This is a genomic window from Serratia sp. OS31, assembly GCF_014164835.1.
GTDB classification, from domain to species: domain Bacteria; phylum Pseudomonadota; class Gammaproteobacteria; order Enterobacterales; family Enterobacteriaceae; genus Serratia; species Serratia liquefaciens_A.
In genome coordinates this window covers 97,771-119,771 of record NZ_JACJFQ010000009.1, presented here as the reverse complement: position 1 = coordinate 119,771, position 22,001 = coordinate 97,771, and the positions used below count along the sequence as shown (strand labels likewise).

20 protein-coding genes and 1 pseudogene are annotated in these 22,001 nt (G+C 55.8%); 11 read left to right on the top strand and 10 right to left on the bottom strand.

Annotated elements, in window-relative coordinates:
* Window positions 1-85: 85 nt before the first annotated feature.
* The 3 genes from H5P17_RS10390 to H5P17_RS10380 form a co-directional block, all read right to left on the bottom strand.
* The gene (locus H5P17_RS10390; RefSeq protein WP_182822739.1) at window positions 86-769 is read right to left on the bottom strand and encodes a LuxR C-terminal-related transcriptional regulator; all 684 of its coding nucleotides are present in this window, start codon (window positions 767-769) and stop codon (window positions 86-88) included.
* Window positions 770-1,364: 595 nt separating this feature from the next.
* Window positions 1,365-2,051 carry a hypothetical protein gene (locus H5P17_RS10385; RefSeq protein ID WP_182822737.1) on the bottom strand — a complete coding sequence of 229 codons (687 nt, stop codon included), beginning with the start codon at window positions 2,049-2,051 and terminating at the stop codon, window positions 1,365-1,367.
* Between the two features lie 22 nt (window positions 2,052-2,073).
* Window positions 2,074-2,379 (bottom strand): hypothetical protein, encoded by a 306-nt coding sequence (locus H5P17_RS10380; RefSeq protein WP_182822735.1) that lies wholly within the window; start codon window positions 2,377-2,379, stop codon window positions 2,074-2,076.
* Window positions 2,380-2,525: 146 nt separating this feature from the next.
* Between H5P17_RS10380 and H5P17_RS10375 the strand changes: the two genes are divergently transcribed.
* The 3 genes from H5P17_RS10375 (at window position 2,526) to H5P17_RS10365 (ending at window position 5,181) form a co-directional block, all read left to right on the top strand.
* On the top strand, window positions 2,526-3,083 hold the full coding sequence (locus tag H5P17_RS10375; RefSeq protein ID WP_182822782.1) for a tyrosine-type DNA invertase: 558 nt from the start codon (window positions 2,526-2,528) through the stop codon (window positions 3,081-3,083).
* A gap of 634 nt (window positions 3,084-3,717) precedes the next feature.
* Complete coding sequence (locus H5P17_RS10370; RefSeq protein WP_182822733.1) at window positions 3,718-4,098, top strand: CaiF/GrlA family transcriptional regulator; 381 nt, start codon at window positions 3,718-3,720, stop codon at window positions 4,096-4,098.
* A 288-nt stretch (window positions 4,099-4,386) separates the two neighbouring features.
* Window positions 4,387-5,181 carry a LuxR C-terminal-related transcriptional regulator gene (locus H5P17_RS10365; protein WP_182822731.1) on the top strand — a complete coding sequence of 265 codons (795 nt, stop codon included), beginning with the start codon at window positions 4,387-4,389 and terminating at the stop codon, window positions 5,179-5,181.
* 46 nt (window positions 5,182-5,227) lie between these two features.
* On the opposite strand, the gene H5P17_RS10360 is transcribed toward H5P17_RS10365, so the two are convergent.
* Window positions 5,228-5,785, bottom strand: a complete 558-nt coding sequence (locus H5P17_RS10360) for a tyrosine-type DNA invertase (RefSeq protein ID WP_370570033.1) — start codon at window positions 5,783-5,785, stop codon at window positions 5,228-5,230.
* Window positions 5,786-6,184: 399 nt separating this feature from the next.
* Here H5P17_RS10360 and H5P17_RS10355 point away from each other — a divergent pair, with 399 nt between their 5' ends.
* Entirely contained in the window at window positions 6,185-6,811 is a 627-nt protein-coding gene (locus tag H5P17_RS10355; protein ID WP_020824800.1) for a lysoplasmalogenase, read from the top strand.
* Between the two features lie 39 nt (window positions 6,812-6,850).
* Here H5P17_RS10355 and H5P17_RS10350 read toward each other — a convergent pair whose 3' ends face one another.
* Together H5P17_RS10350 and H5P17_RS10345 are read right to left on the bottom strand one after the other, a co-directional pair.
* Window positions 6,851-7,228, bottom strand: coding sequence for an AprI/Inh family metalloprotease inhibitor (locus H5P17_RS10350; protein WP_182822729.1), 378 nt, complete (start codon window positions 7,226-7,228; stop codon window positions 6,851-6,853).
* Window positions 7,229-7,283: 55 nt separating this feature from the next.
* Window positions 7,284-8,747: a serralysin family metalloprotease gene (locus H5P17_RS10345; protein WP_182822727.1), complete on the bottom strand. Its 1,464-nt coding sequence runs from the start codon at window positions 8,745-8,747 to the stop codon at window positions 7,284-7,286.
* 672 nt (window positions 8,748-9,419) lie between these two features.
* On the opposite strand from H5P17_RS10345, the gene H5P17_RS10340 reads away from it, so the two are divergent.
* The 4 genes from H5P17_RS10340 (at window position 9,420) to H5P17_RS10325 (ending at window position 15,232) form a co-directional block, all read left to right on the top strand.
* Window positions 9,420-11,735 (top strand): zinc/cadmium/mercury/lead-transporting ATPase, encoded by a 2,316-nt coding sequence (locus H5P17_RS10340; RefSeq protein WP_044554430.1) that lies wholly within the window; start codon window positions 9,420-9,422, stop codon window positions 11,733-11,735.
* Between the two features lie 175 nt (window positions 11,736-11,910).
* Window positions 11,911-12,975, top strand: coding sequence for a hypothetical protein (locus H5P17_RS10335; RefSeq protein ID WP_182822725.1), 1,065 nt, complete (start codon window positions 11,911-11,913; stop codon window positions 12,973-12,975).
* Window positions 12,975-14,111 carry a BamA/TamA family outer membrane protein gene (locus H5P17_RS10330; RefSeq protein ID WP_182822724.1) on the top strand — a complete coding sequence of 379 codons (1,137 nt, stop codon included), beginning with the start codon at window positions 12,975-12,977 and terminating at the stop codon, window positions 14,109-14,111. The genes H5P17_RS10335 and H5P17_RS10330 overlap by 1 nt, the downstream gene beginning before the upstream one ends.
* Window positions 14,111-15,232 carry a DUF4056 domain-containing protein gene (locus tag H5P17_RS10325; RefSeq protein ID WP_182822722.1) on the top strand — a complete coding sequence of 374 codons (1,122 nt, stop codon included), beginning with the start codon at window positions 14,111-14,113 and terminating at the stop codon, window positions 15,230-15,232. Before H5P17_RS10330 ends, H5P17_RS10325 begins: the two co-directional genes overlap by 1 nt.
* Window positions 15,233-15,245: 13 nt before the next feature.
* Here the strand turns inward: H5P17_RS10325 and tusA are convergent, their stop codons facing one another.
* Entirely contained in the window at window positions 15,246-15,497 is a 252-nt protein-coding gene (gene tusA, locus H5P17_RS10320) for a sulfurtransferase TusA (protein ID WP_020824793.1), read from the bottom strand.
* A 220-nt stretch (window positions 15,498-15,717) separates the two neighbouring features.
* Between tusA and H5P17_RS10315 the strand changes: the two genes are divergently transcribed.
* The 3 genes and pseudogenes from H5P17_RS10315 (at window position 15,718) to H5P17_RS10305 (ending at window position 17,502) form a co-directional block, all read left to right on the top strand.
* Window positions 15,718-16,383, top strand: a complete 666-nt coding sequence (locus H5P17_RS10315; RefSeq protein ID WP_020824792.1) for a 7-cyano-7-deazaguanine/7-aminomethyl-7-deazaguanine transporter — start codon at window positions 15,718-15,720, stop codon at window positions 16,381-16,383.
* Between the two features lie 22 nt (window positions 16,384-16,405).
* Window positions 16,406-16,858 (top strand): annotated as a pseudogene (locus H5P17_RS10310) (N-acetyltransferase family protein); the annotation flags it as partial.
* 80 nt (window positions 16,859-16,938) lie between these two features.
* Window positions 16,939-17,502 (top strand): DcrB family lipoprotein, encoded by a 564-nt coding sequence (locus tag H5P17_RS10305; protein ID WP_182822717.1) that lies wholly within the window; start codon window positions 16,939-16,941, stop codon window positions 17,500-17,502.
* A 46-nt stretch (window positions 17,503-17,548) separates the two neighbouring features.
* On the opposite strand, the gene glpC is transcribed toward H5P17_RS10305, so the two are convergent.
* The 3 genes from glpC to glpA are packed head-to-tail and all read right to left on the bottom strand — an operon-like array spanning window position 17,549 to window position 21,649.
* Window positions 17,549-18,748, bottom strand: a complete 1,200-nt coding sequence (gene glpC, locus H5P17_RS10300) for an anaerobic glycerol-3-phosphate dehydrogenase subunit GlpC (RefSeq protein ID WP_182822715.1) — start codon at window positions 18,746-18,748, stop codon at window positions 17,549-17,551.
* Window positions 18,745-20,016 carry a glycerol-3-phosphate dehydrogenase subunit GlpB gene (gene glpB / locus H5P17_RS10295; RefSeq protein WP_182822780.1) on the bottom strand — a complete coding sequence of 424 codons (1,272 nt, stop codon included), beginning with the start codon at window positions 20,014-20,016 and terminating at the stop codon, window positions 18,745-18,747. Before glpB ends, glpC begins: the two co-directional genes overlap by 4 nt.
* Window positions 20,006-21,649: an anaerobic glycerol-3-phosphate dehydrogenase subunit A gene (glpA, locus tag H5P17_RS10290; RefSeq protein ID WP_182822713.1), complete on the bottom strand. Its 1,644-nt coding sequence runs from the start codon at window positions 21,647-21,649 to the stop codon at window positions 20,006-20,008. The genes glpB and glpA overlap by 11 nt, the downstream gene beginning before the upstream one ends.
* Between the last annotated feature and the right edge of the window lie 352 nt (window positions 21,650-22,001).

Here is a 22,001-nt window from a genome sequence, read left to right as displayed (position 1 = left end):
TTTATTCCCATCTCCACGCGGTGAAATCAGCGTAAACATAGCATACGCTCCCCACTACACAGCTTATCACCGGCATCAGATTGAGTTACGCCGAGTAACTCCCATAGGGATCATGGGGAATATTGATGCCCGCATTGCGCAGAATTTCCAGCAGGAGGTTTTCTCCTTGATGATGAAATAACCGCCGATCGCTACTGGCGCCCAGCTTGTGCAAGGCCTGGATCTTGTGTGAACTGATGGTTTTTTCACTGCGGCCCAGGCGCCGCGCCAGCTGCTTTTGCGGTTCGCCATGGGCCAGCGCACTGATAACCAAAAGCTCTTTTTGCGTCAGGTGGCAGCAGACGCGCATCTGGGTCCGCCGATGTTCGGCCAAAAAATGCTGATGCCCCAGCCGATGACGCAGCACCAGCAGCGAATTCAACTCGGCCGGCCCCAGCGTTTTTTGCAGGCAAACCGGCAGTTTCAGCCTGGAAGACAGGCCCGATAAGAAAGGACCATAACCGTCGCTCCACATCAGCCAGGTCACATGAGAGTGCCTCTTGCAAAACTCCCTGCGAAAGACAAAGTAGTCATCCAGGCTTTCACCCTGCCCATGAGTGTCTGAAAGCAACAGGTCAAATGGCTGTTTCTGCACCAGACTCTGCAAATCCGACAGCCGGTCAGTGACCCCGCAAACTTCAAACTGAGCCGGGAGCGAGGCCAGCACCGCCACAACCCCGAGCCGAAACCAGGGATCCGGCTCCATAACCATCACTTTTAGACGTATCATTGTTTCTCCTTAAACAGGGAGCCTTAATGGCCACCGTTCGATAATCCACTTCAGCCATTCCACCCTGTGGCAGAAACAGCTGGTCCAACAGATGCCTGCCAACCTGCCGATGCAACAGCCCACAGAAGCGATACAGCTCGCAACGCTGGCGGCGGGTCAATGAAGAGCTGGCATCTGCTGCAGGGCCGATGCCCCATTGAGCAAACCGATCGTTCAGCGCGTGGAGATAACGCCCGGAGTGACGCGCGGGCGAAGTATCAAGCGCGCTCGCATCATGGCGACACTGCGCCACTATCTGCGGCAACGCGTTCTTCCGACAGCTGCCGATAAAAGAAGCCGGCGAGCTGCCCATCCACGTGCTCGCCTCAGCCGGAGGGAAAAACAACACGCCTCCCAACAAAGCCGCCGCCACCCCAACGGCGAGTGTATAGCCCCGAGGGAGTAAGCACCTGCCGGTAAATTGTTTTAAGCGTCGGCTCGACCTCCGCCGGTCTGCCATTAAAGACCGGTAAATTTCAGCACGCACCAAATGCCCCCCCACCAAAACATGCCACAAACCAGCAGCATCGCCAGCCAGGTGTAGCGACGGATACGTTTATCCCTGGCTGACGACCACATCCGGGAGCCTCCTTGCTGGACATAGCCGAGATCCATGCAGCAACGCATGGAGTTGTTGATCGCAGCACACGCCCAGTTTGCGCATCGCGCTGCGTTTATGGGCGCTCAGGGTCTTCGTCGTGAATCCGCCCGTCGGCGTAGTCAGATGTTCCAGTGCACCACAGACAAAATGACTAAGAACCTGCAACTCGGGCCAACTGAGCACAATATTCGCCGTCATCCGGGGAAACGGGTCGCTGTTCATAAAAGCAAGGTGGCTCATTGCCTGGCGTTTCAACAGTAAATCGTGCAGCAGATGCGGCTGCAGATCGTGTGGCAGGCACAGCGGCCCTTCATGGGGGGCCAACGGGCTGAGAGTGGTCAGCAAAGGAGTGAGGGGTTCGCTGTACAACAGCCATGTCGTGTCGATGTTGAAGCGCAGGTAGTGGGAATAGAACAGAAAAAAGTCGCGCAGCCTGTCGCGGTGCCCAGTGAGGCCGGTGAGGATGATATCCGCTCCGCCTTGCGACAGCGCCTGTCTCAGAGTCAAAAGATCGTCGACCACGGTTAACGATGCGATTGCCTGACCGGCCAGTTCGAGCACCCGCAGGGTGCCTTCGCGCATCAACCCCGGCCTCATCATCACGACCACACGCAAACGAGGTGGAAGGGCGATTGCAGACATAAGTTAGTCCTCTGCAGTGGATTCAGGGTTGTTGGTAATCGGCCTGATAGCGTTGACGTACCAGCAATTGGGTTGCCGGGTGCGAACAATGCCGGTGGCGTAACCGGGCATAGCGTCGTTCGTTTTCAGCCAACAAGGGCGTCTCACTGACGCAACGCCACAGCTCGGCAGCCTTGCGCAAAGCGCACAACCAATCCTCTACGCCATAAGCCATGCCGCTAAGTTGCATGATGCGCCGCTCCAAACTGGCGGCTTTTCCGGCAACGGCACGGGCGGCCTTGCGGGTGAGTATCGTGGGTGCGGACATCGCGGTTATTTCCTGCTGCATGGTGGTTTTTACTCCTCATGTCAGATCGGCTGCCGCCATTTATTCGCGAAGAAAATAGATACGTAAAAAAATGGAAACAGGCTATTTTCTCTCCGGTAAGATCCTCATACGGCATCGGGCCGGAGAGGGTATATGGAGCCAAAATAATGAAAACTCGAAAACACCTCACTCTCGGTGAAATAAATGACATTCTGTTTGCCACGCACATTGGAAAACATCCGGAGCGTGACCGTTGTTTAATACAGATGTGTTTTATCCATGGGCTGCGCGCCAGCGAAGCCTGTCAGTTAAAAATATCTGATATCGATTTGCGCGATAACGTGATTTATATCCGTCGCCTGAAGAACGGTTTTTCGACCGTGCATCCCCTGGCGCAAGATGAGCTGCCGCACTTGTTGTGCTGGCTGAATTTGCGCGGCAGGTGGCGCGATGCTGACAGTGAGTGGCTATTTCTGTCGCAAAAAGGCGGTCAACTGACGCGTAAACACGTGCATTACTTGATTAAACGTTACGGCGAGGCCGCCAATATTACGGTGGCATCGCACCCACATATGCTGCGACATGCCTGTGGCTATGCGCTGGCAGATTCGGGCGTGGACACGCGTTTGATTCAGGATTATCTGGGTCACCGGAATATTCGACATACGGTGATATATACCGCAAGCAATCCCAATCGCTTTATTGGATTATGGCAAAAAAAGTGAGGTGAAAAATAGGTCATTTTGGACCAAAGTGTTACATATCTTAGTTTTGTACAATTTCAAGTCAATAAGAATACCCCCCGCTTTTACGCAATAATTTTATTCCCTTCAATATCAATCACCCACAAAACAAAATAAAAAAGGCCCGCCGAAGCGAACCTTTGTTAAATAAATTAACGCAATCAAACAGCGAAGCAACGTCATTTTATTTTCAGATACATGCACTGATAAATCCACGGGCATTCGACACAAAATAAAACATTGAACCAGCGAACCACAAAAAAACAGCTTAATTATCTGAATGTCACTCTTTGGTCCAAAATGTCGCATTTTCAGAACGACAAAACCAATGCATCACATTGAAAATAAAGGAGAAAATAAAAAACAACTTTAATTGATATACCAAAAGGAAATTCTGCATCTTTGCACCGGTTCCCTTTAAAACAGCAAAGGTGGAAATAGTGGTGGGAGCGTGCTCGTGAAGAAAATACCCAATAGTGACGACAGATTTACCCTTGTTTTTTCAAGTCACCTAACACTGGCTTCAGCATTAATCACAAGCACCGGGCGCAAGACAATTTATCTATGGCAAAGCCACCTCAACAGCTATTCATTGAACAAGGAGACAGGGGGTTTTATGAAGCTTCAGCATGACGAGAGTATCACCCTGCCAGAAACGGTAGCGCACCTGGCCGAACAGCCATTATGTCGCATTGTGGCCACCTGGGGGTTGCTGCAAAACCACTATCTGAATCGCCAACGCATCATGCAGGCCTTTAACGTACCGCGCCGTAAAGCAGGTTACATTCTGCGCTATATCGTGCACAGCCCTTGCATCACCTGCGATCAACACGTTTACACCCATCCGCGATCGCACCGCCAGGAACTGCGAGTCTGGATCCGCACGGTGAGCCAACCCCAGCCATTACGAACGAAGAGCACCCGGGTTCACAGTGAAGACAGGCAAAGCGTCTGGGCACAGCTTCTACAGCGACCGTGGAGCGAACTGCATCTGTAATAGCCGGCCCTCTTCGCTCCCCTCGTTGGGGACGTTGCTTATAGACAACTTTTCCCACCGGGGCCAGGCCGTGATGACATGAACAGCGTTGCGTTTAATCGGCCCCGGCTTTTTCAAACCAAGGGGGATAACCCGCTCTTGACCAAAAGAACCCTGTATTACCTGGAACAGTTTGCCTGGGATCTGGTGTTTGCTCTCAGTGCACTGCTCTGGTGTCTGTTTGCGCTGCTGCTCTACTGGGTGTTTTAACCCCGGCGCTATTTTTCATTTGATTGCAGGAGAGATGATATGCGTTTGACCGTTAACGAGCACACCGGCTATTTCCCCGCCCCCAAGGAGCAGGACCTGCTGCGTAATATCGCCACGGCAGACAGTCTGCCCAGTATTGTCCTTAAACTACACCCCGCCGCCGAAAGCGCCGTGCGGCTGGAACCCCTGCCCCATACCGGCGGCATCAACTGGTTGCCGCTACTGTGGCAACTGGTGGTGCTGAAGTCTTGCCGACATGATCTGAAACTGAGCCTGCTGGCGCCGTTTTCCGCCCCCGCCTGGCACCGTCTGTTAAACGTGCTGAACATTGCCCCCGGTCTGGCCGTCAAACAGCCACAAAGCCTGCCACTCTTGACGCTAACCGAGAGTAGGGTGTTGCTGACGTTGCTGGGTGGTATGCACCCCTGGCAGTTGGCCGCCCGCATGAATCGGGATATTCGTACCATTTCCAGTCATAAAAAACGGGCCATGGACAAAGCCGGCTTGCAGCACAACGGCGAACTCTATGCGCTGGGGGCGCTGCTTTATGGCCCACAGCATGCCAGCGCGCAGATTGCCTTGCCGACGGCAGAACAGCAGGTGTTGGCCGCTCTGCTGCACAACGGCAGCGTCACGGCGACCGCACGGTTACTGGGAAAAAGCGTTAAAACCGTCAGTGGTCAGAAGCACAATCTTATGCGACGGCTTAACGTGCCCCATGAGGTGGCGCTGTTTGCCGCCGCCGAGCATTGCAATATTGAGCCCGAAAAAACACCCCGTTCACACAGCGGTGGAAGAGTGTCATTTAATGACCGACGGCCGTTACGACAGTGAGTTCACACTGTGGCTATTTCGAGAGGATTAATCTCCTGACCTAAAGTTAAAATTCGATTCTTTTAAAACGGCGGACATTGCTGGCGGTATAGAGCACCGTATGCTGAATATTCCGGTGGCCGAGATAATCTTGTATCAATCGGGTATCCATGCCTTTATTCGCCAGGCTATAGCCGCAGGCGTGACGCAACATATGGGGGTGGGCAGGTAATTCGAGACAGGCCGCCTTGCCGTAATCGCGGATCAGTCGGTAGATTTGCTGGCGTGATAACCGCCCGCCTTTGCGCGATAGAAACAACCAGGGCTGACCGGCGTGTGGGCTGTATTTGCGGTGATCCAACCAGCGTTTAAGCATCAGGGTTTCATCCGGCTGTAATGGGTGCTGAACCGACAGGCCATTCTTCAGTCGCGAAATAAAAACCCGCCGCTCGGCGAGCTCTATATTGTCCACCGTCATACGGCTTAACTCGCTGGCCCGCAAACCGTGAACAAAACACATGGTGATCATGCAACTGTCCCTGATCGAATTGAGTCCTCCCTTTATATTTTTTATCATTTTTTTTATTTCTGATTCATTCAGATATTTTCTTATTTCCAATTGCATAACTCCCCAGAAACATCATGTATCAGGCGGGACCGACGGCGGGTCTAAAAACAGCTAAAACTGCAAATGCAGTTACCCAACCTGCTAAATAATAATGAGATTCTAAGATTAATCCTTAGCTATTATTGTCACGCGCAGCATTAATTACTAATTAATTAGCATTCTCATCTGAAAATTATGGCTCTCAGAAAATGATCCGCAACGCCTGAGCCGCCATTGCCAGCAGCTTTGTTCGAAAGAAACTTCGCCGCCCTTTCTTACTCTGCAAATAAGTTACCGTTCATCAGCAAGAAAGCATTGTCGATTGCAGGGGCGCTGCCTACACTGCAATCAGGAAGTGACACTGGTGACAATTTGGAACCGGCTGCTGCGGTTCCCATAATGAATAAGGAAGACATAATGAGTTGGCCGTTCCTTGCCGTATTCTTTTCCGGTTGGCTGTTCGTCGATGCCTCCTACCGTGGGCCGCGCTGGCAGCGTTGGGTGTTTAAGCCCATCACCCTGCTGTTGCTGTTATTGCTGGCATGGCAGGCGCCGGTGTTGGGGCCTGCCGGGTATTTGATCGTCCTCGGCCTGCTGGCAACCCTGATCGCCGACACTCTGCTGCTGCTGCCGCGCGAACGCGTGCTTTACGCCATCGGGGCATTTTTCCTTTCGCACTTGCTGTATACCCTGAGCTTCGCCAGCCAGATGACCTTCAGCCTGTTTTGGCCGCTGCCGCTGGCGCTGCTGATTATCGGCGTGCTGTTGCTGGCGACGATTTGGACGCGGCTGGAAGAAATGCGATGGCCTATTGCCACCTATGTCGCCATGACGCTGCTGATGGTGTGGCTGGCGGGTGAACAATACTTTATGCGCAGCACCGATTTCGGTTTCTCGCTGCTGGCGGGCACTTCATTGCTGCTACTGGCCAACGTGGTATGGCTGGTTAACCGCTATCGCTGGACCTTCCGCGCCGCAGATGCGCTGGTGGCCTTCTGCTATTTCTCCGGTCATTTCCTGATCGTACGTTCTCTGTACCTTTAAAGCTCATCAGGGCGGGTTCGGCTACCGAACCCGCGGTTGTTATACCAACGCCTTCAACGTCAGCCCATCATCTGCCCCAAGCTGGTTACGATAAATATCGCCATCGCGCGAGAAGAACGCCAGCGTACTGCCATCCGCCCGAAGCAAAGCGATACCATCCGGTGCCGGGCGCCAACCGACGACCTCGGCGGTTAACACCTTTTCCAAACAGCGCTGGCGATCGACCAGGACGTAGCCATGGGTTTCAGGCTGTTCGTTGGCCAAAAATTGTATCTGACATTGCTGTTCCGCATTGGCAACCTGCCATTGCCCCGCCAGTGACTGCGCGCTGAGAAGAACCAAACTGCTGGCCATAACTGCTCCCGTAACCATCATGCCGCCTGCCACTAAGGCGGCGTGCGCTAAGCTGCCCTTCATATCGGCTCCCGTATAACGCCCGACCAACCGGGGCCGGGCGTTACCATCTGGACTGTTACACGATAAAGTCAGTGGCGACGTCCACCTGGCCGACGATCTTCACCAGGAAGTCCGGCGCCTGATGGCCGCCGATATTCAGGGCCAGATCGCTGACGTTATTCGACGCATTGTAAGACAGCAAAGCTTCGCCCGCTGCGCCGCTGAAATGATCGACGAAGTGGATCTGATCGCCGCCCTTCGCACCCTGATTGAAGAATGACAGGTCGATTTTATCGATGCCTTTCTGGAAATCCTTGATCCAGTCGGAAGCACCCGGCGCAGAATCGCTGACCGCAGAGAAGACAAAGGTGTCTTTGCCCGCACCGCCCCACAGCTCATCGGCCCCGCCGCCGCCGAACAGCACGTCGTTGCCCGCGCCCCCCTTCAGCACGTTGTTGGCCGCATTGCCGACGATCACGTCATTGCCTGAACCGCCAATCGCGTTCTCGATGGTCACACCCGCGGCAATGGACACGTTGCCTTTCAGCCCACCCACGTCGGAGAAAGATTTCTCGTTCAGGTTAATGCGCTGGTTAGCGGTGTAACCGGAGAAATCGAAGGTGTCATTGCCGCCCGCATCCCAGGCCGCGAAGATCACTTTTTGCGAGTTGCTGGTGGTGCTGAGGAAGTCACGACCGGTATTGGAGTTAAAGCCATACACGGTATCGCCGGTGCGGGTGGTCAGGTTGGCGCCATACAGATGCTGAATAGCGGAAATGTCATCCAGCAACGGTGCCGCAGCGTAGTGCCCGCCGTTGTCGCCACCGGTGTTGGTTTCACTCCAGTAACTCATCAGGCTGAACTCACGAGTATCCTCGGCGTAGCTGGCGTCTCTGTAGGTCGGGTTGCCTTCACCGGCGTTGTAATCGCCCGGATGGCTCAAGCCCAGCGCATGACCAATTTCGTGGGTAAAGGTCTGGCGGCCATAGTCTTCGCTGGCCGGGTGTTTCACGTTCGACTGGTTGACGTTATACCAGGTCTGCCCGCCCAGGTTTTGGCCCTGATAAATGGTGTTCGGCAGGAAGGCGTAAGCCTGGGTATCGTAGTCATAATGGCCGGGACGATCCTGGCTGTAGTTACCGAAGGTGATGTTGGCCTTCTGGCCGGCGCCAACTTCGGTAAAGGTGATATTGGCCACGTCAGACCAGGACTGCAACGACAGCTTGGCCTGCTGCTGCTGTTCCGCGCTGAATTTGCTCAGCCCGGTATCGCCGGCGACGTTGGTGGAAGAGAATTTATAATCCGGGAAAGAGAAGGTTAATTTAACCGGCTGGCCAAAAACTTTATAACCGTTCCAGGTTTGGTTCTCGCGGGTAATGAACAGCCCGGCTTGTTCGGTAGAAAATGAGTCCTTGCCATTAACCTGAATGCCGTTGCCGCGCTCATGATAATGCAGTAAATCGTCTACTGCATTGTAACCGGAGCCCGCAGCCGCAAGGCTGGATTCAGTAATTTCAATTGCCTTTTTAGTAGATTGCATTGGTTCGATTCCACTCATTAGCTGATTGTTTTCAATCAGACAGATAGACATAACCTGCCAGGAAGCCGCGGATAACTAACCGCATGCTAACGGGAAGGGCTTTATGCGCCGTTGACGGCAGTGTGTTAGATAGAATTAATGCATATATATCAGCAAATAAGATTACCGATATAAAAGGTAATCGATTCCAATTATAGGCAGGGGCTCAAAACTGAACATAAAATAATCAGCCATTTATTGTCGTTTCGAAGGCGATTTGTGCTGGTTTTTTCCATTATTTACAATATTAATGAAACTTAAACGCCATGAGTTGGTAACAAACTCCAACAAAAATGCGGCCTGTAGGGTCAAGCGAATCGTGCTGGGATTTAGACGGCTAAAAGTTAAATTTTGCTAAAGCGTTATAGATTAATAACTCTTTATTATTAGCCGCCGGTATTTTTTAGTTCCTGCCGGAATAACATTTTCTTTTTTTGACTAATAGCCTCGTGCCCGCTTGAGCGATTCGCGCTCGTTGTCCCCGCGATAAACGACATAGGCAGAAAGAAATGCCCCAACTTCCCCTCAGTCACGCCGTTAGCAATAATTCTCATCCGGCGCTTGACTCTGGAGTGGACTCCAGGGTGTAGAGTGGGTTTCAAGAAGCTCATTAACTGCCCTGAGGGGGACGTTATGCATAACCATGAAAACCATAATCATCAGGAACATAACCACGCCGAAGGCGGCTGCGGTTGCAATCATAGCCACAGCAAAACTCAGCACGGTTGCAGCAGTGAAAAACAAAATGCCGCTGACCACAGCGAGCACGCCCATAGCCACGATCATGGCGCCAGCTGTTGCAGCGCTGACGATCATGGGGATCCCGACGAGGAGAGCGACAGGCCAGTTGCCGCCCCCCTCGCCGGTAGTCAACGCTACAGCTGGAAGGTCACGGGCATGGACTGTCCAAGCTGCGCCAAAAAAATTGAGAATGCCGTTACCGCTATTCCAGGCGTTGCAAATGCCCGCGTGCTGTTTGCCACTGAAAAGCTGGTGGTCGACGGCCAGTCCGATCTCAGCCTGCGCATTCAGGATGCGGTAAAACAAGCCGGTTTTACCCTGCTTGGCACCCAGCCAACCCAAACCGAGCCACCAAAGCCTTCGCGCCTGGGGGAATTTGGCCCATTGCTGCTGCTCACCGCGCTGATGATCGTCAGTTGGGCGCTCAGCATGGTCAACCCTGAGCTGAGCCGCATTGCCTTTATCGCCACCACGCTGGTGGGACTGGCACCAGTCGCCACCAAAGCGCTGCGATTGATCCGCTCCGGCACACCGTTTGCCATTGAAACCCTGATGAGCGTGGCGGCCATCGGCGCGCTGTTTATTGGCGCGACCGCCGAAGCGGCCATGGTGCTGTTGCTGTTTATGGTCGGCGAAATGCTCGAATCCTATGCCGCCAACCGCGCCCGCCGTGGCGTGAAGGCGCTGATGGAGCTGGTCCCGGAAGATGCCCTGCTGCTGCGGGGAACCGAACGCAAACGCGTGCCGGTCGCCAGCCTGCGCCCCGGTGACGTGATTGAAATTGCCCCCGGCGGTCGCCTGCCGGCCGATGCCGAACTGCTCAACCCGTTCGCCAGCTTCGACGAAAGCGCCCTGACCGGCGAGTCGGTCCCGGTCGAACGTCAGCAGGGTCAGAAAGTGGCGGCGGGCAGTTTGTCGGTCGATCAGGCCGCACAGATGAAGGTGATTTCCGAACCGGGCAAAAACGCCATCGACCGCATCCTACAACTGATTGAAGAAGCCGAAGAGCGCCGCGCGCCGATCGAGCGTTTCCTCGATCGCTTCAGCCGTTACTACACACCGGCCATTATGCTGCTGGCCATTGCGGTGATCCTGGTTCCGCCGTTGGTGTATGCGCAACCCTGGGATGTCTGGATTTATCGCGGCCTGACCCTGTTGCTGATCGGCTGTCCTTGTGCGCTGGTGATCTCCACGCCGGCCGCCATTACCTCCGGACTGGCGGCGGCAACCCGTCGCGGTGCGCTGATTAAAGGTGGCGCCGCGCTGGAGCAGTTGGGCCAGGTACAAACCATCGCCTTCGATAAAACCGGTACCCTGACGGAAGGCAAGCCGACGGTCACGGACGTACTGCCGCTCAACGGTATCGGCGAACAGTCATTGTTGACCCTTGCCGCCGCGGTAGAAGCCGGCTCCCATCACCCGTTGGCGCAGGCCATTATCAACCGCGCAGAACAATATGGCGCCCCTCTGCCGCCGGCACAGCATCGCCGCGCGTTGGCCGGCGTCGGTGTGGAAGGCATTGTCGACGGTAAAACCGTGCTGATCAGCACACCGGCCAAGCTGGCTGCCGGCTTGCTCGACCGGCAGGGTACTGACCGGGTAGAACAGTTGGAAAATGCCGGTAAAACGGCGGTAGTGGTACTGGAAGATGGCGTGCCGATCGGCCTGTTGGCCCTGCGCGACACGCTGCGCAGCGACGCCAAGCAGGCGATTGCCGAACTGAATGCGCTGGGGATCAACGGGGTGATGTTAACCGGTGACAACCCGCGTGCCGCCGCAGCGATTGCCGCTGAGCTGGGGCTGGATTACCGCGCCGGGCTGCTGCCGGAAGACAAGGTAAGAGCGGTGACCGAGCTGAGCGAGCTGCGCCCAACGGCGATGATCGGTGACGGCATCAACGACGCGCCGGCAATGAAAGCCTCCAGCATCGGCATTGCCATGGGCAGTGGCACCGATGTAGCTCTGGAAACCGCCGACGCAGCGCTGACTCACAATCGGCTACTGGGCGTGGCGGAGATGATCCGCATCTCACGGGCAACACATGCCAATATCCGCCAGAACATCACCATTGCATTGGGGCTGAAAGGGATATTCCTGATCACCACCCTGATGGGCCTGACCGGGTTGTGGCTGGCGGTGCTCGCAGACTCCGGCGCCACCGCGCTGGTCACCGCCAACGCCCTGCGTTTGCTGAAAAAACGTCAGTAATAAGAACCACATGTCAGGGGGACATTGACAGCCCCCTGACTCACTTACCCGAAAAATAACACCGCCAAGTCGCACGTAATAACCATAAAACCAGCAGGCCTTTCTATATTCTTCCGCCATCTATTCACTGAAACCCGATAAGCCAATCAAACTTATCAGAGTCATGGCCGAATGAATGAAACCGCTATATTTTAAAATTCTCAACCTGATCGTCGTTCCTTTTATCCCTTCACTGGCTCTGGCGCAGCAGCCTGATTCAGCCGCCACCGAGCGGCTCATCGATAGTGCCGATCGCCCCCTCTTCATCACCCAACATACCTTGCCGGCAGCCCAGCATGCTGATGTACCGAAGGCGAAACCCCAGCCGGAGCACCGCCTGCTCCCCCTTTGGGGGGATGAAGCACGGGCTCGCGGTTATGATTTGCCGGAACCCTTCGGGATCGGCTTCAACTACATGAACATGCGGCAGAATATCGATGTCGACAGTATCCAATTTTCCGGCCTGAGCCTGGGTAAAACTCCCTTGCCATCCAATTTGTTCAACATTGACGTGGGCAAAACTCGTGAGAAAAGCAAAACGGAAACCATGCGTCTGGACACCTGGGTGCTGCCGTTCCTGAATGTTTACGGCATTATCGGTCACACCAAAGGCAGTTCATTATCCAAGGTCTCCGTGGACGCCGACCCCAACAAGTTCAGTGGACCGGATGGCGTGATCGCGTATCTCGTACACGAGATGAACAAAGAGGGGACACTGAAAGATCTGGATTTCAAACTCGATTTTAAAGGCACCACCTACGGTGCCGGTTTCACCCTGGTCGGAGGTTATGAGAACTGGTTCACCTCGGTCGATACCAACTACACCCGCACCAATTTCGATATCCTTGATGGTCAGATTTCCGCGCTGACGGTGTCGCCTCGGGTAGGTTACCGCTTCCTGGTACCGGGTATCAGTGGCCAAAGCCACCTCAACCTGTGGGTCGGCACCATGTATCAGGACGTGCAGCAAAGGTTCAAAGGCAGCCTGTCTGACTTAAAAATGCCGGCAGAGCTTCAGCAAATGATGCAAATGGCCAATGGGAAAGGAGAAGGCCGTTTCGACGTGAAGCAGCATCTGCAATCACCGTGGAACGTACTGATTGGCACGCAGTATGAAATCACTAAACACTTTAACCTGTTGACCGAGTTTGGCTTTAGCGAACGCAACAGCTTTATGGTCTCGGGTGAATATCGCTTCTGATGGCAATATCGCTCCGCAGTTTACCGCTGGCCTTGTTGGTGCTGCTGCCCTCGGCCAACGCCGCCTTGTTGTCACGTCAGCAAATCGATGGAATGTTGGCCCCGCTGGGGTCTGACAACCATTTTGACAGCAGTAAAACCATCGACTGGGGTGTGTTGCCCGGCCCGTTCTATACGCCAGAACTCGGTCTGGGCATCGGCACCGCCGTGGTGGGAATATACCGGCCGGACAACCGCGATAAGGTCAGCCAAAACTCGACGCTGGCGCTAAAGGGCTTTTTCAGCACTACCGGCGCCTTCGGCGTCGGTTTCCAAAACCACAGTTTTTTCGCCGAAGACCAATGGCGTTTCTTTGCCGACGGCTCGCTGAATAATATGCCCACCTATTTCTGGGGCACCGGTTACCAGGCTGGGCATAACAACGGTAACAAAGAAAAGTACACGCAGCAGGCATTCCAGATAGCGCCACAGCTGCTGTATCGCATTGCCAATGCCACCTACGCGGGGGTTGGCTGGGATTTTTCCTCGACGCACGCCAGCAAGACGGATGAGGATGGCAGCAGCCTGCTAAGGGCCCAAAAGGCCGGCGTTTCATCGCTAAGTTCAGGAGTCAGCGGTTCGCTGAGTTACGATACCCGCGACTTCGTTTCTAATGCCAGCCGTGGCCAGTATCTTCGCCTGAGCGACACCTATTTTGCGCCCGAATTGGGCGGCGACAGCCGTTTCAATGCTGTAGAAGGCCAGTACAATGCCTACCACAGCTTGAGTGCGAAAAGCGTGCTGGCGTTAGACGCTTACAGCCGCCTGACGACGGGCGAGGTGCCCTGGGACAGGCTGTCCGGCCTGGGTGACGACAAACGCATGCGCGGCTATTATCAAGGCCGCTATCGCGACAGAAATGTGTTCAGCAGCCAGATCGAGTATCGTCGCAAGCTGAACTGGCGCCACGGTTACGTTCTTTGGGCCGGTGCGGGCACGCTAAGTAGCAAGGCCGGTGATTTGGGCCAGGGGCCCTGGTTACCCACGCTGGGAGCGGGTTACCGTTTTGAATTCAAACCGAAAATGAACGTGCGGCTCGATTTTGGCATCGGACGTGGCAGCAGTGGATTTTACTTTCAGGTTGGGGAAGCTTTTTAATGCGCTCTGTTGTACTGCTGGTTTTGTTGTCGTTTACTTCCGCGCTAACTGCCAAACCCGTGGAAACGTTGGTGACCTCGCAACCCATCAACGAAAGCCGTATCGCCTGGCCGGTGGCTGCGCCGCTGTCCCCGCCGGATGGTTTGCGCCCCTGCTGTGCCTTTGGCTACAACCTCAAAGCGCAAGTTTGGGGTATCCCGGTGCCCTTTTATCAGTTGGGTAACCTGGTGGATGCAGACCGGCTTGGCCGTCACCACTATAACGACAGCGCTTTCAATGCCGTTAGCAACTTGATGGGACTTGGCAGCGAGCAATTGGGGGTGATGTACACCCGCCGCGGGGGATTTATCGATATCGCTCACGTGCGCGACACCGCCGACAATACCCTTTTCCTGTTCAGCCAACTGCTACCCCGATTGGGCCAGCAATGGAATATCGATCTTAGCCCCGAGTTGGCAATACGCCGTATCCAGCTGAACGCCTTTACCCCGCCTAAGGATGCTGCGCAGCGCTATACGCTCGCGGCGTATTTGGCAGGAGAACTCGCCTTTCAAATGGCGGCGTGGCATGAAGTGGCACAGTGGTATGGCTATCAGTCGGTACCGGGGTTTTCAGAGGAGGTCTCGGCTTTTTCACCGGAGGATTTGTATTCCAACCTGCTGGGATCACGGCTGGCGATCGATGCTATCTTGCAGGGGCAGGCGGTTTCCCTCACGGCCTACAACCACGCCATGGAGACGCTGCTCCCCCAGGCCCTGCACCAGCTTGGCGCCGTCTCCATCAGGGAAACACAGCGGCAACTCGACGGGATTGATGGCGACTGGTGGGACAGCCATCGCCGGGTGCCGGAGAAGTTTTTGGTCTTGAAACGGGATTACACCACCGGCAGCAATCGCCTGCCCCATCGGCCCCCGTTCGAAAGTACCGCCCCACAGCGCCTGATGTTACCGCTGCAGGTTCAGGGGTTCTGGCTGGCCAGGCTGGGTGAACTGCAACTCTGGCCGACGGATGCGATGCATTCTCTGCCGGTGCCGCCCCACTATTACCGCCCGCAGGATTTCAGGGGGCTGGCAATGCATGCTCGCGCATCGGACGCACAGCAAATACTGCAAAAACGCTAGGCAAAAGCGGCGATTAGCGCTCAACACCTTTACGCAATAAATAGCGGTAAGGCGTTTTTTCAGTTTCCTGCGCCACCAGCGTATGCTCCATAAAACGGCAGAAGCCCGGGATATCCCGGGTGGTGGCCGGATCGTCAGCGATAATCAGCAAGGTTTCACCGTTATCCATATGGCGCACGGTTTTACGCACCATCATTACCGGTTCCGGACAGCGCAACCCCAGCGCATCAAGCGTCTGGTCGGCCTGGGCAAACAAGTCAGTCATGCAATTTTTCTCGGTCAAAAGCGATCGGCGCACGCTCGCCGCATCTCATTAGCGCCTAGTTTACGCCGGTAGTTTTTCTGTGCAAGATGCGTTAACGTTTGCGTTAAATTTAACCATTGCATTGGTTGCGCAAACGCGTATCATGCGGCCGCGCAGCTTTTTTCGCTGCACAGACAAGACATTCTGGGTTCCCTCACCCCACTGCTAAAAAGGCTACAACATGTACTCGTTTACCGCTCGACAGCGCCTTACCGCGTTGGTCTGGCTATCGCTGTTCCATATTGTCATCATTACCTCCAGTAACTACCTGGTGCAGTTGCCGATGTCCATTTTCGGCTTCCATACCACCTGGGGCGCGTTTACCTTCCCGTTTATCTTTCTGGCAACCGACCTGACGGTGCGTATTTTTGGCGCCCCGCTGGCGAGACGCATCATTCTTTCGGTGATGGTGCCGGCCCTGTTTATCTCGTACGTCATCTCCACCGTCACCTATCAGGGGGAATGGCAGGGGTTTGCCGCACTGGGCAGCTTTAACCTGTTTGTCGCACGCATCGCCGTCGCCAGCTTTATGGCTTACGTGCTCGGTCAGATCCTCGACGTACACGTTTTCAACCGGTTACGCCAGCGCAGCGCCTGGTGGGTGGCCCCTGCCGCGGCCATGTTCCTCGGCAATATCAGCGACACGCTGTCGTTCTTCTTTATTGCATTCTACAAGAGCAGCGACGCCTTTATGGCCAACAACTGGGTCGAGATTGCGCTGGTCGATTACAGCTTCAAGGTGCTGATCTGCATGCTGTTCTTCCTGCCAATGTATGGCGTGCTGCTGAATATGCTGCTCAAACGCATTGCCGCTCGCCAGGGCGACAGCAGCCTGCAACCGAGCTGACCCGTGTTATCATTGGCGGCCTACCCATCCGGAGGCCGCCATGACCGTCACCACCCGCCACGCCACCCTCGAAGAAGTTCACCGTCTGTATCAGCAAATCCCCGAATTCGACCATCTGCACAACCTCAACGATCTGCAACAGCGTATCGGCTCACTCCCGATGGCCGCACTGATCGCCGAAGTCGATGGCCAGGCTGCCGGTTTTAAACTCGGTTATCAGCAGCAAGACGGGGTGTTTTACAGCTGGTTGGGTGCCGTATTGCCGGCTTATCGCCGCCACGGTGTGGCGTTAGCGCTATTGGCCGAGCAGGAAAACTGGGCGCGGGCGCAGGGTTATCACCAGTTGAGGGTGAAAACCCGTAATCAGTTCCGTGCGATGCTGATGATGCTTATCAACAATCACTATCAGATTGTTCAACTGGAAAAGAAAGGCGAAGTGGCTGATTATCGGCTATTACTTGAGAAAACCTTGTGACAACATCTGCCTTGCATTTCACCCTGGAATAGGTTGCGATACGGCAGTGAAACCCTACCTGAAAGGAAGAAGGAAGCCCAATGCGTAAAGTAGCAAAATTGATGGGTATCAGCCTGTTAGTACTTGGCCTCGCGGCCTGCGACGGCGAAACCAAAGACACCAAAGCGCCGGCGGGCGATGCCGCAGCCAGCGCACCGGCCGGGCAACAGGTAAGCTTGCTGGAGGGTAAGCTGGCGTTCACCTTGCCGGTCGGTATGGCAGACCAAAGCGGCAAGCTGGGTAATCAGGCGAACAACATGCACGTTTACGCCGACAGCACCGGCCAACGCGCAGTGATCGTGATCCTCGGCGACAAAACCGCCGACAGTCTGGAAACCTTGAGCAAGCGTCTCGAAGATACCCAACGTTCGCGTGATGCCAACCTGCAGGTGGTGACCAACAAAGCCATCGACGTAAACGGCGTGCCGCTGCGTCAGTTGGACAGCATCATTACCAGCGGCGGCGAGAAGGCCTACTCCTCCATCCTGATCGGCACGCTGGATAACAACATGCTGACCATTCAGGTGACGCTGCCGGCGGATAACCAGCAGCAGGCGCAAAGTGAAGCCGAAGGCATCATCAAAACGCTGAAACTGAACAAGTAAACTTTTACTGACTCAGCCTATAGGGCGCAGTTCACACTGCTGCGCCCTACGCCAAAGCCTGTGCCAGCAGGGTGATCGGGTGTTCGCAGCGCTTGCTGGTCGACATCTCGATTTGCCATTTGCAGGTTTCGCAGTCCGTGACCACCAAATCGACCCCGCTCTCCTCAATCTGACGAAACAGCGATGCGCCAATCCCTTGCGAAGTCGCATAGTTCTCGGATTTAAAACCGTAGGTGCCGGCAATACCGCAACACTGCGAATCCAATACCACCAGCTCCAGCCCCGGTATCTGTCGCAGTAATTCCAGCGTATAGGCCGTCCAGCCCATTTTCTCCATGTGACAAGGCGTATGGTAGGCCACCCGCAACGGCGTGTGCTTCAGCGGCAACCTGCGCCCCTGATTGAGCAGGCGGTACAGATAGCGCGTCGCCAGCTCCACCCGTTCACGCACCGCCGAGGTGTCCACCTCCAGCAAATGCGGGTATTCGTCACGCAACGTAAAAGTACAGCTCGATGAAGTGGCCACAACAGGGATCCCGCGCTCCAACACCGCCTCATGCAGCGATTCGGCATTCACCCTGGCCTGTTTCTTGGCCTGGGTAATAAAGCCGTTGGCAATCAGCGGCACGCCGCAGCATTTTTCGCGCTTGAGCAACTGCACGCCGATATCCATCGCATTGAAAACTTTGATCAGGTCTTTACCCAGCTGTGGATGGTTGTAATTGACGAAGCAGCCGTGGAAAAAAGCCACCTGTTCAGCGTAACGCTGTTGGGCCTGCGCTTGCTGGCGGTACCAGCGGCGGAAGGTGCCAAACGAGTATTTCGGCAGTTCGCGACGGTGGTCAATTTTCAACGCCTTGTCCAACAGCGCGCGCACCGGCTTCAACCCGGTGGCAGCGTTGACGATCGGTGCAAACGGCGTCGACAGTGAGCCCATGATATCGGTATGACTGAGGATGGCGTCGCGCAGCGTCGGCTTGCTCTGGGCAAAGTCGGCACGCGCCCGCTGAATGATATCGCCAATTTTGACGTCGGACGGACAGGCCACCTCGCAGCGTTTACAGTTGGTGCAATACTTCAGCGCTTCGTCGTACAGCGCCGGATCTTTTAGCCGCAGGCGCTCACCGTCCGGTCCCGCCTGCTTGGGCCCGGGATAAAGCGGATTCACTTTGGCTACCGGGCAATAGGTGGTGCAGACGGTGCACTTGATGCAGTTTTCAAAACTGTTGTCTTTCTGCAGGCTCATGGCTGCTCCTCCTGTGCCACAATCTGTTGCGCGACATGCAATGCTCCCACCAGCGAAACACCTGCACCGCAGCCCTGCTGCAGCGGATCGTAGCCGCCGGTCACCGCCCCTATGGCGTACAGGTTACTCAAAGGCTCTCCCTGCCTTAGTGCTCGCAGCCGGTTATCGGTGCGCACGCCAAACTGCAAGTAGGGTTGTGGAGCAAACAGCTCACGACAACTCCAGTCTGCACGCTCCGCCTTACTGTCGACATCCAGTCCAAATACCGGTTCACGTATGCCGTCGAAGTCCGCCACTAGCCCATTACTGAAAAAACTGCCGCTGGCCAGTACCACCTGCTGCGCCACCAGCGGAATGTCGGTGTGATTGCGGGTATAGAGACCGGTAACACGCCCGGCTTCAATATCCGCCCGCAGCACGCTGTCCCCCGGCATAAAAACGCCGCCCAATTGCTGCAACCGCGCGCGCAGCGCCTGGTGCAACCGCATCCCGAGCACCGAAGGCGGCAGCGTCGGCAGCAGGCGAATCGGTTTGCCGACCGCGGCCTGCAGCGCCGCCAGTGGCCCGTCATCCTCCAGCCCCAGGCAGGCCGGCATGAATATCGCCTCGGCGTCCGCAGCCAACCGCCGAAGCTCATCCGCCATTGGCGTCAAGTTTTCCGGCAGATCCAAGACCCTGGCGATATTTACCGCCCGGAATTCACTGGGGTTGTTGCGCAGCCGATCCAGCGCCGGCAAGTGCATATCTGCCACCTCAGCCCGAACGCCCAGGCTCTGCGTCAGTGAACTGGCGGCCAACTGCGGCTGAAAATCCAAAAAGCCTTCAATGCCGATCACGGCTGTGTGCTGCCACGGCAGTTCGCCGTCCAACGGCGTAACGGGGATAGCTCGCGGGCTGAGCCAGGTAGCCCGGCGCGTGCCCAGCGGCGTGATGCGCAGATGATTGCGTTCGTTGTCGCCCTGCAGATCAAGCCCACAGCGCTGCAACAGTGAAGCGGCTGCACCCGACAGCGACGCCACCCGTTCGGTGCCGATCAACGCATAAGGATGCCGGGGCGCTTGTGTTGCCAACGCGGGCAACGCCGCCAATGGCTCTGTCACCGGGGTGCCGTCGGGCAACTGCGCCAGCAGATCAAGCGAGCCGGATGAAAAATAGAGTGCGCTCTGGCCAGAACTGACCACCGCACAACGCTTGCCCTGTTCCGCCAGCCGAATGGCGCAGGTCATTCCCGCCAGGCCACCGCCAATCACCACTACGTCAAATCGCATCATCGGCCTCCTGTTCCCCCCGGGCATCGAGCCCGCACAATCCCTGGTAAACCCAACTGGTAAATTCACTTTCGCGCAGCGCATCGCCCCAGGCGATGGGCCGGACGCCTTTCCAACGCTCGTTTAGGAAGTGCGATAGCTGGTCGATCGACTGCTGCGGGGTGGTGACGTTAAAGCGTGTCAGCAGCCCCGCGGCACGGCAGGCGCATAGCTCCCCCTGACAGGTGCCCATGCCAACGCGGGTACGGCGACGCAAATCGACCAGGTTATTGACGGTGAGGGAGTTAACCGCATAGCGCACCTCGCCGGCGGTCACCGCTTCGCATTCGCACACCAGGCTGTTGTCCAACCGATCCCCCGCCGGTACCCGGTTTGCACGGTCGCCGTGACGGTAAACCGCCGAGCCGCGAATGCTGGCGGGCAGGGAAACCACGCTGCGCACCGTTTCTTCCGCCGACTGACGAGAGCCCGGCAGCGCCTCCTGCGCGGTGGTGCAGGGGCTGTCTATCCTAAGCTTTTCGCACACTTTATCGGTCGCCCACTGCGCCATCAGCCGGTAGGTCATCAGCTTGCCGCCGGTGATGGTGATAAAGCCTTCCAGGCCATCGCGGCTGGCATGATCGAGCAGCACGATGCCACGACTGACGTTGCGCCCGCTGGGATCGTCGTCACTGGCGACCAGCGGGCGCACGCCGGCATAAGCACGCAGAATGCGAGTCTGTGCCAGTTCAGGTGCCAGCAACGCGCCCTCGCGGATCAGAATGTCCACTTCTTGCGGCGTCACCAGCATGTTATCGATCTGGTCATAGTCAATGTGGGTGGAGGTGGTGCCAATCAGCGAGATGGTGTCGCCCGGCACCAGAATATCAGCGTCCGCCGGCTTGCGGCAGCGGTTGATCACCATGTTGTTGATGCGATGGCCCAGGATCAGCAAAGCGCCCTTGGCCGGGAACATACGGATCCGCAGGTCGGCATATTCTGCAATCTGCTGACCCCAGATACCGGCGGCGTTGACCACCACTTCGGCGTGAATATCGTAACGGCGCGACGACTGATGGTCGAAAACACGCACTCCGGTAACGCGATCGCCCGTGCGCAATAAACCGACCACCTGGTGATAGGTGAGGATCTGCGCGCCGTGCTCACGGGCATCGAGCATATTGGCGGCGGTCAAACGAAAAGGATCGACGGTGCCGTCCGGCACGCGTACCGCGCCGATCAACGCCGGGTTGGCCGCGGGCTCCAGACGCAGTGCCTGTTGGGGATCAATCGCTTCGGCGTTGATACCGGCGCTGTGGCAGGAGACAATAAACTGCTGTTGGTATGCCAGTGAATCCTGCGGCAGGGTGATAAACAGCCCGTCGGTTCGCTCAATACAGTGATGCGCAATGCGCTTGAGGATGCGGTTCTCTTCTATGCATTCGCGTGCCGACTCGCCGTCGGTTACCGCATAACGCGCACCGCTGTGCAGCAGGCCGTGGTTACGCCCGGTCGCGCCGGTGGCGATATCATGACGCTCCAGCAGTATGCAACGCAGACCGCGGCGTGCGCAGTCACGAGCAATGCCCGCGCCGGTCGCGCCGCCGCCAATGATGATCACATCCGTTTCGTTTTCTGCTGAATGGCTGCTCATGACGCTCCCTCTGGATCCGTGGTTATTGCCCTATTGGGCCACAGTCATTGGGGTCTTTGTTTGATAAGGAACAATAACGAACTTAAAACGAAAGTAAAATGTCCACAAAAAACCACTAATGTGATCACAATCACGATTTTTAGGCGTTTTTCTATTTCATAACGTTAACGAATCGCTCAAAATCCGCCGGTGTTTCATAAAAGTGTAACATTTGCGCCATTCATCACAGCGACACCAGGCGGTTTTGACTAGGATGACGCTCGTTATGGAACAAAAAAACACCACATTCGATATCCGCTCAATCATCAAATGAACGTAAAAGATCATATTGATGTGATAACTAGATAAAGCC

What these genes read in the sequence shown, in the direction of transcription:
- H5P17_RS10390 (WP_182822739.1), bottom strand. Translation starts at nt 769, where the DNA reads ATGATACGTCTAAAAGTGATGGTTATGGAGCCGGATCCCTGGTTTCGG.
- H5P17_RS10385 (WP_182822737.1), bottom strand. Translation starts at nt 2,051, where the DNA reads ATGTCTGCAATCGCCCTTCCACCTCGTTTGCGTGTGGTCGTGATGATG.
- H5P17_RS10380 (WP_182822735.1), bottom strand. Translation starts at nt 2,379, where the DNA reads ATGCAGCAGGAAATAACCGCGATGTCCGCACCCACGATACTCACCCGC.
- H5P17_RS10375 (WP_182822782.1), top strand. Translation starts at nt 2,526, where the DNA reads ATGAAAACTCGAAAACACCTCACTCTCGGTGAAATAAATGACATTCTG.
- H5P17_RS10370 (WP_182822733.1), top strand. Translation starts at nt 3,718, where the DNA reads ATGAAGCTTCAGCATGACGAGAGTATCACCCTGCCAGAAACGGTAGCG.
- H5P17_RS10365 (WP_182822731.1), top strand. Translation starts at nt 4,387, where the DNA reads ATGCGTTTGACCGTTAACGAGCACACCGGCTATTTCCCCGCCCCCAAG.
- H5P17_RS10360 (WP_370570033.1), bottom strand. Translation starts at nt 5,785, where the DNA reads ATGCAATTGGAAATAAGAAAATATCTGAATGAATCAGAAATAAAAAAA.
- H5P17_RS10355 (WP_020824800.1), top strand. Translation starts at nt 6,185, where the DNA reads ATGAGTTGGCCGTTCCTTGCCGTATTCTTTTCCGGTTGGCTGTTCGTC.
- H5P17_RS10350 (WP_182822729.1), bottom strand. Translation starts at nt 7,228, where the DNA reads ATGAAGGGCAGCTTAGCGCACGCCGCCTTAGTGGCAGGCGGCATGATG.
- H5P17_RS10345 (WP_182822727.1), bottom strand. Translation starts at nt 8,747, where the DNA reads ATGCAATCTACTAAAAAGGCAATTGAAATTACTGAATCCAGCCTTGCG.
- H5P17_RS10340 (WP_044554430.1), top strand. Translation starts at nt 9,420, where the DNA reads ATGCATAACCATGAAAACCATAATCATCAGGAACATAACCACGCCGAA.
- H5P17_RS10335 (WP_182822725.1), top strand. Translation starts at nt 11,911, where the DNA reads ATGAAACCGCTATATTTTAAAATTCTCAACCTGATCGTCGTTCCTTTT.
- H5P17_RS10330 (WP_182822724.1), top strand. Translation starts at nt 12,975, where the DNA reads ATGGCAATATCGCTCCGCAGTTTACCGCTGGCCTTGTTGGTGCTGCTG.
- H5P17_RS10325 (WP_182822722.1), top strand. Translation starts at nt 14,111, where the DNA reads ATGCGCTCTGTTGTACTGCTGGTTTTGTTGTCGTTTACTTCCGCGCTA.
- tusA (WP_020824793.1), bottom strand. Translation starts at nt 15,497, where the DNA reads ATGACTGACTTGTTTGCCCAGGCCGACCAGACGCTTGATGCGCTGGGG.
- H5P17_RS10315 (WP_020824792.1), top strand. Translation starts at nt 15,718, where the DNA reads ATGTACTCGTTTACCGCTCGACAGCGCCTTACCGCGTTGGTCTGGCTA.
- H5P17_RS10305 (WP_182822717.1), top strand. Translation starts at nt 16,939, where the DNA reads ATGCGTAAAGTAGCAAAATTGATGGGTATCAGCCTGTTAGTACTTGGC.
- glpC (WP_182822715.1), bottom strand. Translation starts at nt 18,748, where the DNA reads ATGAGCCTGCAGAAAGACAACAGTTTTGAAAACTGCATCAAGTGCACC.
- glpB (WP_182822780.1), bottom strand. Translation starts at nt 20,016, where the DNA reads ATGCGATTTGACGTAGTGGTGATTGGCGGTGGCCTGGCGGGAATGACC.
- glpA (WP_182822713.1), bottom strand. Translation starts at nt 21,649, where the DNA reads ATGAGCAGCCATTCAGCAGAAAACGAAACGGATGTGATCATCATTGGC.